We start from the raw sequence: 13,434 nt of genomic DNA, 5'->3' as shown, positions 1-13,434 counted from the left end.
ACGGATGGCCGAATCTGTCGTACTGGACGCGGTCGATCTGCACATTCTCCGCCTTCTGCAGAACGACGCCCGGAGCACCTACCGCGAACTCGCCGCCGAGGTCGGCGTGGCCCCCTCCACCTGCCTGGACCGGGTGGCCCGGCTCCGTCGCACCGGGGTGATCCTGGGCCACCAGCTCCGACTGGATCCGGCCAAACTCGGCCGCGGCCTGGAGGCGCTGCTGCTCGTCCAGGTCCGGCCCCACCGGCGCGAACTGATCGGTCCTTTCGTCGACCGGATCCGGGCCCTGCCCGAGTCCCGGGCGCTCTTCCACCTCACGGGACCCGACGACTACCTGGTGCACGTGGCCGTCGCCGACCCCGCCGACCTGCAACGACTCGTCCTGGACGAGTTCACCTCGCAGCGCGAGGTGGCCCGGGTCGAGACCCGGCTGATCTTCCAGCAGTGGGAGTGCGGCCCGCTCCTCCCGCCCGGCGCGGGAGCGTCCTTGTCAGCCGTGTGAGGACCGGACGAGGGTGACGGGAGCCCGGCGCAGGCACCAGGATGAGTCACATGCCAGAGAGTTCCCGCAGCCACCTGCCCCGTCAGGTCGCCGACGCCTTCGTCGACGACCTCATCGCCCTCGACCCGATCACCGGCACCCACCTGGGCGTCCGGGAGAGCGCCGGACGCCTCCCCGACTTCTCGCCCGAAGGCCAGGAGGCCGTGGCCGAGCTCGCCCGCCGGACCCTCGCCCTGCTCGACGAGGCCGAGCGGACCCCGGGCGCGGACAGCGACGCCGAGCGGCGCTGTGCCCGCCTGCTCCGGGAGCGGCTCACCGCCGAACTGGCCGTGCACGAGGCCGACGAGGGCCTGTGCGCGGTCAGCAACATGCGCTCGCCCGTGCACAGCGTCCGGATCGCCTTCACCGTGATGCCCACCGAGACCGAGGACGACTGGGCGGCCGTCGCACAGCGGATGCGGGCCGTCCCGGCCGCCCTGGAGGGCTACCGGGCCTCGCTCGCGCGCGGTCTGGAGCGCAAGCTGTACGGCGGGCCGCGCGCCACCGCCACCTTCGTCGACCAGCTCGCCGATTGGGCGGGCCGTGACGGCGGGCCGGGCTGGTTCGAGCAGTACGCCGCCGAGCGCCCGGACTCCCTGCCGGCGGAGCTGCGCGGCGAGCTCGCCGCGGCCGCCGCGGAGGCGAGCGCCGCCCTCGCCGCGCTGCGGGACTGGATGCGCGACGTGTACGCCCCCGCCGTCGCGGGCGCCCCCGACACCGTGGGGCGCGAGCGCTACCGGCGCTGGAGCCGCTACTTCAACGGCACCGACCTGGACCTCGACCGGGCGTACGCGTACGGCTGGGCCGAGTACCACCGGCTGCGCGCCGAGATGGTGACCGAGGCCGACCGGATCCTGCCCGGCTCCGACCCGTGGGAGGCCCTCGCCCACCTCGACGAGCACGGCACCCACATCGAGGGCGTCGACGAGGTCCGCGAGTGGCTCCAGCGGCTCATGGACGAGGCGATCGACGCGCTGGACGGCACCCACTTCGAACTCGCCGAGCGGGTGCGGAAGGTGGAGTCCCACATCGCCCCGGCGGGCGGCGCGGCCGCCCCGTACTACACCGGCCCCTCCGAGGACTTCTCGCGCCCCGGCCGGACCTGGCTGCCGGTCGACGGGCAGACCCGCTTCCCGGTCTACGACCTGGTGTCGACCTGGTACCACGAGGGCGTCCCCGGGCACCACCTCCAGATCGCGCAGTGGGCGCACGTCGCCGACCGCCTCTCCCGCTACCAGGCCACCATCGGCATGGTCAGCGCCAACGCCGAGGGCTGGGCGCTGTACGCGGAGCGGCTGATGGACGAGCTCGGCTTCCTGCCGGACGCGGAGCGCCGGCTCGGGTACCTGGACGCGCAGATGATGCGGGCCTGCCGGGTGATCGTGGACATCGGCATGCACCTGGAGCTGGAGATCCCGGCGGACTCGCCGTTCCACCCGGGCGAGCGGTGGACGCCGGAGCTCGGGCAGGAGTTCTTCCAGGCGCACAGCAGCCGGCCGCCGGCGTTCGTGGAGAGCGAGCTGACCCGCTACCTGTCGATGCCGGGCCAGGCGATCGGCTACAAGCTGGGCGAGCGGGCGTGGCTGCTGGGCCGCGAGCGGGCCCGCGAGGCGCACGGCGAGGCCTTCGACGCTAAGGCCTGGCACATGGCCGCGCTGAGCCAGGGGCCGCTGGGCCTGGACGATCTGGTGGACGAGATCTCCCGGCTCTGATCGGAACCCGCGGGAGGTTTCCCCGGCGGCCGGCTTGATCCGCCGGGGAAACCCCTGTTGGCTCTGATCCCATGAACGGTCCCCCGCACGACTACACGCCGGACGCCACCGACTGGCGGATCCTCGACGCCCTCCAGGCCCAGGGCCGGGCCAGCTACGCCGACCTCGCCCGCGCCGTCTCGATGTCGCCCTCGGCGGTGACCGAGCGGGTGCGGCGCCTGGAGGACGCCGGGGTGATCACCGGCTACACCGCCGTGGTCGACCACGAGCGGCTCGGCCTGCCGATCCTCGCCTTCGTACGGCTCCGCTACCCCACCGGCAACTACAAGCCCTTCCACGACCTGGTCGCCGTCACCCCCGAGGTCCTGGAGGCGCACCACGTCACCGGCGACGACTGCTTCGTGATCAAGGTCGCCGCCCGGTCGATGCGCCACCTGGAGGAGATCTCCGGGAAGATCGGCACGCTGGGTTCGGTCACGACCAGCGTCGTCTACTCCTCGCCGCTCCCCCGCCGCTCCGTCAGTCGCTGAGACCGTCCCCGCCGGCGCGCAGGCGCACCGAGGAGCCGTGCCGGTCCTTGGCGACCTGCAGCTGGGCGGGGATCCGGCGGCGCAGGTCGGCGACGTGGCTGACGATGCCCACGCTCCGGTCCCGTTCGCGCAGCGAGTCCAGGACGTCGAGGACCTCGTCGAGGGTCTGGTCGTCGAGGCTGCCGAAGCCCTCGTCGATGAAGAGGGTGTCGAGGCGGACGCCGCCGGCCTCGTCGGTGACGACGTCGGCGAGGCCGAGCGCGAGGGCGAGCGAGGCGAAGAAGGTCTCGCCGCCCGAAAGCGTGGCGGTGTCGCGTTCGTTGCCGGTCCAGGCGTCGACGACGTGGAGTCCGAGGCCGCTGCGACGGGTGCCCGCGCGCGCGTCGGAGTGGACGAGGGTGTAGCGGCCCGAGGACATCCGCTGGAGGCGGGCGGAGGCGGCCGCGGCGACCTGTTCGAGCCGGGCCGCGAGGACGTACGACTCCAGGCGCATGCGGCGCTCGTTCTCGGCGGAGGTGCCGGCGGTCAGCCCGGCGAGCCGGGCCACCCGGTCGTGCTCGGTCCGCAGCGGGCCCAGGCGGCGCACCTCGGCCTCGGCCTGACGGGCGAGGGCGGCGAGACCGGTGACGCGTTCGCGGGCCGCGGTGAGCGCCGCGCCGGCGGCGCGCAGGGCGCGCTCGGCCGCCGCGTGGGCGGCCTCGGCCCCGGCCGGGTCGACGGGCGGCAGCACGGCGGCCTCGGCGACACCGGGCTCGGCGAGCCGGTCGGCGACGGTGGCGGCCTCGGCCTGCCAGACGTCGAGCCGGTGCTGGCAGGCGCGGCGGCGGTGCTCGTCGAGGAGGGCGGCGGCGGCCTCGCCCGGGGTGGTGAAACCGGCCCGGTAGGCGGCGTCGGCGAGGTGGGCGTCCGCCTTCTTCAGGCGGTCGGCGGCGAGTTCCTCGGCGCGTACGGCCCCGGCGGCGCCGACCAGGAGGGCGATGCGGCGCTCCAGGAGCCCGGCGTGTTCGGCCACGGTGGCGAACGCGCCGCGGCCCCGCGCCAGCTCCTCGGCGAGCGCGGCCCGCTGCCGTTCGAGGCCTTCGCGGTGGGAGGTGCGGGCGGCGACGCGCCGCTCCGCGTCCCGCTGGGCGGCGACCCGCTCCTCGTGCTCGCGCTCGGCCCGGGCGAGCGCCTCGCGCGCCGCGTGGGTGCGGCCGGCGAGCGCGTACGCCTCCGCATGACGAGCGGTCAGTTGCGCAGCGTCATCGGCGAGTTCGACGACGGTCGGCTGGTCCTCCGAGGCTCCGGAGGCACCCAGGGAACGCACCTCGTCGCGGGCGGCGGCGAGCGCCTCGCGGGTGCCGGCGAGCGACCGCTCGGCGGCCCGGCCGCGCTCGTCGGCCTCGGTGTAGCGGGCGTACGCGGCCTCCTCCGCGGCCCGGCCGACGTGGTCGGCGGTGGGGGCGGTGGGGGCGGGATGGCTGGTGGAGCCGCACACCTGGCAGGGGTCGCCGTCGGTGAGGGTGGCGGCGAGTTCGGCGGCGATGCCGCGCAGCCGGCGGGACTTGAGGTCGAGCCAGGTCTCGTGGGCCGCGTTGCGGCTCTCGCGGGCGGTCGCGTACCGCTCCTCGGCGCGGGCCAGGTCCTCGGCGAGGGCGTCGCGGCGGCGAGCGGCGGCGAGCCGGAGGCGGAGGGGTTCCAGCCGGCCGGCGAGCTGCTCGGCGCGGGTGACGGCCTCCTGCGCGGAGTCGACGGCCTGCTGGAGCGCCGCGCGCCGCGGCTCCCAGTCGGCGAGCCAGCCGGCCGCCTCCTGGAGGGCCTCCTCGTCGGCGCGGGCCTCCCGGTCGAGGAGGACGCGCTCGGCGGCGAGTTCGGCGGCGCGGCTCTCGGCGCGGCGGGCGGCGGCGAGCCCGCCGAGCTCCTCGCGGAGCCGGTTCTCCAGGGTGGAGAGGCGCTCGGCCGGGGACTCGGCGAGCTCGGGGGGCAGTTCCGCGCGGGCCGCGTCACGGTCGGCGAGCGCCCCGGCGTGTTCGCGGGCGGCCTCGTGGCGCAGCGCGAGCGCGGGGGCCACCCGGTCGGCCTTGAGGGCGAGGTCGAGGGCCTGCCGGTCCCGGTCCCGCTCCGGAACACGGGCGGTGAGCGCCTCCTGGCGGCGCAGCGCCTCGGCGTGCCGGGCCTGCCGGGCGGCGAGGTCACGGGCCTCCGCCGCGGCGGCGCGGGCGAGGCCCTCGGCGCGCTCGGCGGCGGCGAGGCGTACGCCGGCGATGTCGGCGGCCTCGCGGGCCTCGGTGCGGGCGACGGCGCCCCAGCCGAGGACGGCGTCGGCGAGGCCCGGTTCGCCGGGCCTGCCGTCGACGGGGGTGCGCGCGGCGGGGAGCCCCCCGGCGGCCTGCGCCATGCGGTGGGCGAGGGCGAGGAGGCGGGCGTCGCCCTCCTCGACCCGGTGGGCGGCGACGCGGCGGAGTTCGGCGAGGCGTTCCTCGACGGCGGCGAAGCGGCGGGTGTCGAAGAGGCGGCCCAGCAGCTTGCCGCGGGCCTCGGCGTCGGCCCGCAGGAAGCGGGCGAAGTCACCCTGCGGAAGCAGCACCACCTGGCAGAACTGGTCGCGGCTCATGCCGAGGAGCTGGGTGATCTCCTCACCGATCTCCTGGTGCGACCTGGAGAGCCCGGTCCACGCGCGCGTGGCCGGGTCGTACTCGCGCAGGGTGCTCTGCGCCTTCTCCGTGGTGAAGCCGCCGCCGCGCTTCTTGGGGCGCGGCTGGGCGGGGCTGCGCCGGATCTCCAGACGCCGCCCGCCGACGGTGAGGTCGAGCAGCACCTCGGTGAGGGTGTCCACCGGCGCGTGGTCGCTGCGGAGGGTGGATCCGGAGGCCTGGCGGGCGCCGGGCACACTCCCGTACAGGGCGAAGCAGACCGCGTCGAGGACGGAGGTCTTGCCCGCGCCGGTGGGTCCGTGGAGGAGGAAGAGCCCGGCGGCGGACAGGGCGTCGAAATCGACGGTCTGGGTGGTCCCGAAGGGGCCGAAGGCGGTGATCTCCAGCCGGTGCAGCCTCATCGGCCGGCCTCCCGCTCGGTGGTGGCCGCCTCGACGCGGACGTCGTCGAAGGCGCCGTACAGCACGGTCCGTTCGGCCGCGTCGAGGGCGCCGCCGGCCCGGACGTGGCTCACGAAGTCCTCCGCGATCTGCTGGTCGCTGCGGCCGCGGAGCCGCTGGGCGTAGGAGGCGAGGGAGTCGGTGTCGGCGCGCTCGGGGTCGAAGACGAGGCTGAGCGTGTGCGGGAAGCGCGCGGTGAGGCGGGCCATCGGATCGTGGGGCCGGACGGCGTCGGTGAGGGTGGCCTCGATCCAGGAGTCCGCGTGCCGCTCGTGCCCGGGGTCGTCGAGCAGCTCGTCGAGCCGGCCCCGGAGCCGGGCGAGAGGGCGGGGCACCGGGCAGTCGACGCGCTCGGCGGCGGCGATCGCGCCGTCGCCGTCCAGGTCGACCAGCCACATGGTCTTGCGGTGATCGGCCTCGGAGAAGGAGTAGGCGAGCGGCGAACCGGAGTAGCGCACCCGCGGAGTGAGCGTCTGGGAGCCGTGGAGGTGGCCGAGGGCCACGTAGTCGACGCCGTCGAAGACGGCGGCGGGGACGGCCGCGACGCCGCCCACGGTGATGTCGCGCTCGCTGTCGCTGGGCGCGCCGCCCGCGACGAAGGCGTGCGCCAGGACGACGGAACGCGTCCCCTCGGGGCGCGTGGCGAGGTCCGCCCGGACCCGGTCCATCGCCGCGGCCAGCACCGCCTCGTGCCCGGACCTCGCCGCGCCGAGCTGCTCCCGGACCAGCGCGGGCTCCAGGTACGGCAGGCCGTAGAGGGCGACCTCGCCGTGCGCGTCCGCGAGGACGACGGGGGTGCCGATGCCGGCCGGGTCGGTCCTCAGGTGGATGCCCGCGCGGCCGAGCAGTCCGGCGCCGACGCCGAGGCGGCGGGCCGAGTCGTGATTGCCGGAGATCATGACCGTCGGCACGCCGACCTCGGCGAGGCGGTGCAGCGCCCGGTCGAACAGCTCGACGGCGGGCAGCGGCGGCACGGCCCGGTCGTAGACGTCCCCGGCGACGAGGACGGCGTCGACCTCGCGGTCACGGACCGTGGCGACGAGATGGTCCAGGAAGGCGGCCTGGGCTTCGAGCAGGCCGACGCGGTGGAAGGACCGGCCGAGGTGCCAGTCCGAGGTGTGCAGGAACCTCACGTCGTCGTCCCACCCCGCATGCGCGTGCTGCTCCTCGCCCCTGGTGCTGGATCCAAGATTCTGGATCCAGGATCTTGTGTCGCGGCTACTGGATATTGGATCCCGGATCCGGAGTTTGTGTCCTGGATGTTGGATCCAAGATCCAGGATCCAGAATTCCGGCGCCTGGATCCCGGCTGCGGGATCGGGGCCGCGGGATCCCGGACTCTGGATCCCGGATCGCGGATCCCAGATCTTGGATCTTGGATATTGGATCCCGGACTCCGGATCCGTTCCTGTGTCGTCCACCCACCACGCTAACCCGGCGGGGAGGGTGGCCGGGGCCACACCGGGGAGTTGCCGGCCGGAAGCGGACTCACGCGTCGCCGTACGCCTCGCCGCCGAGTTCCACGGTGGCCGTGCCGGCCGTCACGTCGGCGAGCCAGGCCCGGAAGGCGGGTACGTCGGCGTCGGGGAGGCCGATCTCGAGGGTGACGGCCTCGGCGTAGCGCACCTCGCGCACGGCGCGGCCGGTGGAGCGGAGGTCGTTCTCCAGCTTGCCGGCCCGCTGGTGGTCGACGGTGACGGTGGCGAGCCGGAAGCGCTGCCGGGTGATGGTCCCGAGGGTGTCGAGGGCCTCGCCGACGACGCCGCCGTAGGCGCGGATGAGGCCGCCCGCGCCGAGCTTCACTCCGCCGTAGTAGCGGGTGACGACGGCGGCGACGTACCGCATCTCGCGGCGCAGCAGCATCTGGAGCATGGGGACGCCGGCGGTGCCGCCCGGTTCGCCGTCGTCGCTGGCCTTCTGGACGGAGGCGTCGGCGCCGAGCACGTAGGCGAAGCAGTTGTGGGTGGCCGTCGGGTGTTCGCGGCGGATCCGGGCGACGAACTCCTGTGCCTCGTGCTCGTCGGCGACCGGCGCGAGCGCGCAGAGGAAGCGCGAGCGGTTGATCTCGGTCTCGTGGACGCCCTCGTGGGCCAGCGTGCGGTACTGCTCCTGCATCCCGCCAGCCTACGTGCCGTACGGGTCCCGGTCGGCGCCGCCCGGTCCCGGGGGGCCCGCGACGGGCGGGGTGGCCCCGGGCGTGTCGGGGAGGCCGGCGAAGGGGAGGGCGCGCAGGGCGAGGGCCCAGCCGAGGCGGGCCTCGCCGGATTCGGCGGAGCGGCCGGTGAGCTCGGCGACGCGGCCGACGCGGTTCAGGACGGTGTTGCGGTGGCAGTAGAGGAGGTCGGCCGCGCGGGAGGCGGAGCAGCCGTGGTCGAGCCAGACGCGGAGGGTGGTGAGGAGCGCGGTGCGCTCGCCGCCGGTGGCGAGGACGGGACCGAGGTGGACGGTGACGATCCGCTCGGCGATGTCGGGGCGGCCGCCGAGCAGGATCTCGGCGAGGCGGTCGTCGAAGACGGCGGCCTCACCGCTGCCCGCGGGGAGGGTGCGGAGGGTCTGTTCGGCGAGCCGGAGGGCGCGGCCCGCCTGGGAGAGGCGTTCGAACTCGGGCGAGACGCCGGCGGTGGCGCCGGTGCGTTCGCGCAGCGCGTCGAGGAGCCGGAGCAGCGCCGGGTCGGGCCGGGCGCCGGGCGGGGCCGGGGTCCGGCCGGCGGGGGCGTCGCGACGCGGGAGGCGGACGACGCCGGCGTACCGGCCGGAGCGCGGGCGCCAGAACGACCAGAGTCCCTGGGCCTCCAGGACGGGCGCGGGCTGCGGCGGCGCGGCCGGGTCCTGGGTGGCGACCACGACGACGTACCGGTCCTGGGCGGGCACGCCGAGGGCGGCGGCCGCGGCGGCCGCGACGGTGGGGTCGTCGGCACGGCCGTCGAGCAGCGCGTCGAAGAGGGCGGCCCGGCGGGTGTCCCGCTGGTTCTGGAGCTCCAGCTGGGCGAGCCGGTAGGCGTCGGCCATCGCGACCGAGTAGCGGTCGATGGTCTCCCAGACGGCGCCGGCGACGTCGAGCTCCAGGTCGCGGCTGTCCGCCTCGCGGCCGGCCCGGGTGCGCAGGTGCTCGGCCATCACCTGCCACAGGACCCGGCCGCCGCGCCGGTACGCCTGGAGGACGACGTCCAGCGGGACGCCCTGTTCGGCGCGGCGGCGGCCGGTCTCGCGGGCGGCGCCCTCGAAGTCGCCGCCGGTGGGGGCGAGGCCGCCGAAGTCCTCCAGGGCGCGCAGCATGTTGTCCCGGCAGATCGCCCACAGGTCCTCGCGGGTGACGGGGTCGCCGGCGGCGTAGGTGCCGGAGTGGGCGCGGATGTCCTCGACGGCCCGGTCGGTGAGCCGGTCGACGTCGGCGAGCAGCGCGGCGGCGAGGGAGCGGCGGAGCGCGCCGGAGCCGCCGGCGGAGTCCAGCCGGGTGTGCGCGCCGGAGCCGCCGGCCGGGCCGGGCCGGGCGGGCGCCCCCTGCGCGGCGTGCGGGTCGGCCGGACGGCCGGTCGTCGGACCAGAGGCTCCTGAGGTTCCGGGGGTGCCTGAGGTTCCGGGAGCGCCTGAGGTTCCGCAGGCTGCCGAGATTCCGGAGGCTCCTGGGGTTCCTCCTCGGGTTCCGGGGGCTCCGGGGGCTCCGGGCGGGCTGGACGTCATGGCCCGCACCGTAACGCCGCGGTTTGGCGATTGCCACGCCCGGATGGCGGCCGGGTGGCCGATGCCCAGCTCGGACCGTCGCATGGTGGGCGTCTGCACATGGTGCGGGCGTGGTCCGGCGATCGATTCTGGGCCGTGTCACGGAATGTTGACATCGCCGTCAACTCCACGTCTTGGGAGCGTGTCATGTCACTGAGCGTCGCCGGCGTCCTCGGCGAGTCCGCCCGCCACTTCCCCGACCGGATCGCCGTCGTCGAGGGCGCGAGCCGGTTCACCTACCGCGAGCTGTGGGACGCGGCGCTGCGCTGCGCCGCCGGGCTGCGCGAGGCGGGGGTGAAGCCGGGCGACCGGGTGGCGGTGCTGCTGCCGAACACCGTCGAGTTCCTGCGCGTCTACTACGGCGCGCTCGCCGCGGGCGCCACGGTCGTGCCGGTGCACGCGCTGCTCGTCGCCGACGAGGTGCGCTTCGTCCTCGAACACAGCGGGGCCACGGCGATCGTGAGCGGCGGGCCGCTCTGGGCGGTCGCCGACGAGGCGGCGCGGGCGGCCGGGGTGCGGGCTTTCCAGGGCGCGCCGTCGGCGCCGGAACCGCTGGCGGCGGCGGAGCCCGCCGAGCCGTCCGACACGGCGGTGATCCTCTACACGAGCGGCACCACGGGCCGCCCCAAGGGCGCCTGCCTCACCCATCTCAACATCGTCATGAACGCGGCCGTCACCGCGCAGGACCTGCTCGGTCTCGGCGCGGGCGACGTCGTCCTCGGCTGTCTGCCGCTGTTCCACAGCTACGGGCAGACGTGCGCGATGAACGGTTCGCTGCGGCAGGGCGCCACGCTGGTGCTGCTCCCGAGGTTCAGCGGCCCCGCGGCCCTCGACGTGATCACCGACGAGGGCGTGACGGTGTTCATGGGCGTGCCGACGATGTACCACGCGCTGGTGGAGGCGGCGGCCGCCTCCCAGCGGCGCCCGGAGGCGCTGCGGGCGGCGGTCTCCGGAGGCGCGGCGCTGCCGGTCGCGGTCCTGGAGCGTTTCGAGGAGGCCTTCGGGACGCCGGTCCTGGAGGGGTACGGCCTGACGGAGACCTCGCCGGTGGCGACGTTCAACCAGCCGCACCTGGGCCGGCGGCCCGGCACGGTGGGGCATCCGGTGTGGGGCGTGGAGGTCGGGGTGGCCGACGCGGCGGTCGAGGACGGGATCCGGCTGCTGCCGGACGGGACGGTCGGCGAGGTCGTGGTGCGGGGGCACAACGTCTTCGCCGGGTACCTCGACGATCCCGCGGCGACGGCGGCGGCGGTCGTGGACGGCTGGTTCCGCACCGGCGACCTGGGGGTCCGCGACGAGGACGGCTTCCTGCGGATCGTGGACCGGAAGAAGGACCTGGTGATCCGGGGCGGGTTCAACATCTATCCGCGCGAGGTCGAGGAGGTCCTGGTCCGGCACCCGTCGGTGTCCGAGGTCGCCGTGATCGGCGTGCCCGACGAGGCGAGGGGCGAGGAGGTGTGCGCGGTGGTGGTCCGGCGCGAGGGCGCGGTCCCCGTCACGGAGGCGGAGCTGGTCGACTGGGCGCGGGAGCGGCTCGGCCGCCACAAGTACCCGCGCCTCGTCCGCTTCGTCGACGCCCTGCCCCTGGGCCCGACCGGCAAGGTCCTCAAGCGCGCCCTCGTGGAGCCCCGGCCGTGACGGCGCCCGAGGCGGGGCCCGAGGCGGCATCCGAGGCGGCGCCCGAGGTGGTTCTCGCGGCCGGGCGGGTGCGGGGCGCGTTCGTGGCCGACGGGGTGGCCCGCTTCCTCGGAGTGCCGTACGCGCGGGCTCCGTTCGGGGCGCTGCGGTTCCGTGCCCCGGAGCCTGTGGAGCCGTGGGAGGGGGTGCGGCCGGCGACGGAGTTCGGACCGACCGCGCCGAAACGGCCCTACGCCCCGCCGCTGGACGCGCTGTTGCCGGACCCGACGGTCGAGGGCGACGACTGCCTCAACGTCAACGTCTGGGCGCCCTGGAACCCCGGATCCGGGACGGAGCCCGAGACCGGGACCGGGACCGGGACCGGGACCGCATCCACGTCCACGTCCACGTCCACGTCCACATCCACATCCACATCCGCTTCCGAATCCGCATCCCCATCCACATCCACGTCCAAGACCGGCACCCGGAACGGCCGGCCGGTGATGGTGTGGATCCACGGCGGTTCGCTGCTCCACGGCTCCAACGCCGTCCCCGTCTACGACGGCGCCGCGTTCGCGCGCGACGGCGTGGTCCTCGTCTCCGTCAACTACCGGCTCGGCGTGGAGGGGTTCGGGGTCTTCCCGGACGCGCCGGCCAACCTCGGCCTGCGCGACCAGCTCGCCGCGCTCGCCTGGGTGCGGGGGAACATCGCGGCCTTCGGGGGCGACCCGGAGCGGGTGACGGTCTTCGGGGAGTCGGCGGGCGCGATCTCGATCGCGGCGCTGCTCGCCTCGCCGCTGGCGCGCGGGCTGTTCCGGCGGGCGGTCGTGCAGAGCGGGGCGCCCATGGCGCTGCCGGTGGAGCGGGCGCGGCGGACGACCGAGGCGGTGGCGAAGCGGCTCGGGGTCCCTGCGACGGCGGAGGCGTTCGCCGCGGTGGACCGGGAGCGCCTGCTGGCGGCGCAGACGGAGGTGACGGCGAAGGGCTCGCCGCTGACCGGTGGCGGGCACTCCTTCCAGCTCGTCGTGGACGGCGAGGTGCTGCCGCGCGATCCGGCGGAGGCGCTGCTCGCCGGCGGGCCGGACACGGCTTCCGGCGAGGTCGACCTGCTGCTCGGGACGACGGCGGAGGAGTACCGGCTCTGGTTCGTGCCGAGCGGGCTCGTGGAGCGGCTGTCGCCGCTCACACTGCGGCTGGCGCTGTGGAAGACCCGGGTGCCGTCGCGGACGGCGCGGGTCTACCGGGCGAACCGGCCGGGGGCCAGGCCCGGCGAGGTCCTGGGCGCGCTGGCCACCGACAAGCTGCTGCGGGTGCCGCTGAACCGGCTCGCCGACGCGCGGCTGCGGTCGGGGGCGGCGGGGCGGACGTACCTGTACGAGTTCGGCTGGCGGTCGCCGGTGCTCGGCCTCGGCGCCTGCCACGCCCTGGAGCTCGGCTTCGTCTTCGACACCCTGCACACCCCTGAGGCGCGGGCGCTGACGGGTCCGGACGCGCCGCGCGCGCTGGCGGCCGCGATGCACGCGGCCTGGGTGGCGTTCGCGGCGGACGGCGATCCGGGGTGGCGGGCGTGGGACCGGGAGCGGCCGGTGCTGGCCTTCGGCCCGGGCCGTCCGTCCCTGGTCCTGGCTCCCCGGGAGGACGAACGGCGCGCCTGGGACGGCTGAACCGCCCGTCGTGCCCCCGCCCGGTCCGGTGCGGGAAGGATCCGGGGGCGCGGCGGGTTCGTACGGAGGACGGGGGACGACCCGTACGCGACGAAGGAAGGCATCAGGGATGAGCGTCGACACCACGATCACCGAGGCTGCGGAGCGCTCCGAGGAGGAGATCGTCCGCCGGATCCTGACGGGCACGGGCGACACCTGGGCGATCGTGGGCCTCTCCGCGAACCGGGAGCGCGCCGCGTACGGGGTGGCGGCCGTGCTCCAGCGCTTCGGCAAGCGGATCGTGCCGGTCCACCCGAAGGCGGAGACGGTCCACGGGGAGCAGGGCTACGCCTCCCTCGCCGACATCCCCTTCCCGGTCGACGTCGTGGACGTCTTCGTCAACAGCTCCCTGGCGGGCGCGGTCGCCGACGAGGCGCGGGAGGTCGGCGCGAAGGCGGTCTGGTTCCAGCTCGGCGTCGTCGACGAGGCCGCCTACACCCGCACGACGGAGGCGGGCCTGGACATGGTGATGGACCGCTGCCCCGCGATCGAGATCCCCCGCCTGGGCTGAGGCACCGCGCCCCGGACGGCGCGCCGCC

The 13,434-nt window shown here is 75.7% G+C and carries 10 protein-coding genes; 6 read left to right on the top strand and 4 right to left on the bottom strand.

Annotated features, from left to right (window positions below):
* Nucleotides 1–4 precede the first annotated feature (4 nt).
* From AB0E19_RS28030 to AB0E19_RS28020, 3 genes are all read left to right on the top strand, one after another.
* Nucleotides 5–502 carry an Lrp/AsnC family transcriptional regulator gene (locus AB0E19_RS28030; RefSeq protein WP_360606804.1) on the top strand — a complete coding sequence of 166 codons (498 nt, stop codon included), beginning with the start codon at nucleotides 5–7 and terminating at the stop codon, nucleotides 500–502.
* Nucleotides 503–543: 41 nt separating this feature from the next.
* Nucleotides 544–2,253 (top strand): DUF885 domain-containing protein, encoded by a 1,710-nt coding sequence (locus AB0E19_RS28025; protein WP_362184961.1) that lies wholly within the window; start codon nucleotides 544–546, stop codon nucleotides 2,251–2,253.
* A 71-nt stretch (nucleotides 2,254–2,324) separates the two neighbouring features.
* Nucleotides 2,325–2,783 (top strand): Lrp/AsnC family transcriptional regulator, encoded by a 459-nt coding sequence (locus AB0E19_RS28020; RefSeq protein ID WP_362184960.1) that lies wholly within the window; start codon nucleotides 2,325–2,327, stop codon nucleotides 2,781–2,783.
* Here AB0E19_RS28020 and AB0E19_RS28015 read toward each other — a convergent pair.
* From AB0E19_RS28015 to AB0E19_RS28000, 4 genes are all read right to left on the bottom strand, one after another.
* Nucleotides 2,773–5,817, bottom strand: a complete 3,045-nt coding sequence (locus tag AB0E19_RS28015; protein ID WP_362184959.1) for an SMC family ATPase — start codon at nucleotides 5,815–5,817, stop codon at nucleotides 2,773–2,775. The two genes, AB0E19_RS28020 and AB0E19_RS28015, sit on opposite strands and share 11 nt — an antisense overlap.
* Entirely contained in the window at nucleotides 5,814–6,989 is a 1,176-nt protein-coding gene (locus AB0E19_RS28010; RefSeq protein WP_362184958.1) for an exonuclease SbcCD subunit D, read from the bottom strand. Before AB0E19_RS28010 ends, AB0E19_RS28015 begins: the two co-directional genes overlap by 4 nt.
* A 354-nt stretch (nucleotides 6,990–7,343) precedes the next feature.
* A complete protein-coding gene (locus AB0E19_RS28005; protein ID WP_362184957.1) occupies nucleotides 7,344–7,970 on the bottom strand; it encodes a YigZ family protein in 627 nt (208 codons plus the stop codon).
* Nucleotides 7,971–7,979: 9 nt separating this feature from the next.
* Nucleotides 7,980–9,536 (bottom strand): helix-turn-helix domain-containing protein, encoded by a 1,557-nt coding sequence (locus AB0E19_RS28000; RefSeq protein WP_362184956.1) that lies wholly within the window; start codon nucleotides 9,534–9,536, stop codon nucleotides 7,980–7,982.
* Nucleotides 9,537–9,722: 186 nt separating this feature from the next.
* On the opposite strand from AB0E19_RS28000, the gene AB0E19_RS27995 reads away from it, so the two are divergent.
* The 3 genes from AB0E19_RS27995 (at nucleotide 9,723) to AB0E19_RS27985 (ending at nucleotide 13,406) form a co-directional block, all read left to right on the top strand.
* Nucleotides 9,723–11,213, top strand: coding sequence for a long-chain fatty acid--CoA ligase (locus tag AB0E19_RS27995; RefSeq protein WP_362184955.1), 1,491 nt, complete (start codon nucleotides 9,723–9,725; stop codon nucleotides 11,211–11,213).
* Nucleotides 11,214–11,260: 47 nt separating this feature from the next.
* Nucleotides 11,261–12,856 (top strand): carboxylesterase family protein, encoded by a 1,596-nt coding sequence (locus AB0E19_RS27990; protein WP_362185027.1) that lies wholly within the window; start codon nucleotides 11,261–11,263, stop codon nucleotides 12,854–12,856.
* A gap of 109 nt (nucleotides 12,857–12,965) precedes the next feature.
* The gene (locus AB0E19_RS27985) at nucleotides 12,966–13,406 is read left to right on the top strand and encodes a CoA-binding protein (RefSeq protein ID WP_362184954.1); all 441 of its coding nucleotides are present in this window, start codon (nucleotides 12,966–12,968) and stop codon (nucleotides 13,404–13,406) included.
* The last annotated feature ends 28 nt before the right edge of the window (nucleotides 13,407–13,434 follow it).

It is taken from the genome of Streptomyces sp. NPDC047974, assembly GCF_040653375.1.
Lineage (GTDB): Bacteria > Actinomycetota > Actinomycetes > Streptomycetales > Streptomycetaceae > Streptomyces.
This window is presented reverse-complemented; position numbering and strand designations above follow the sequence as displayed.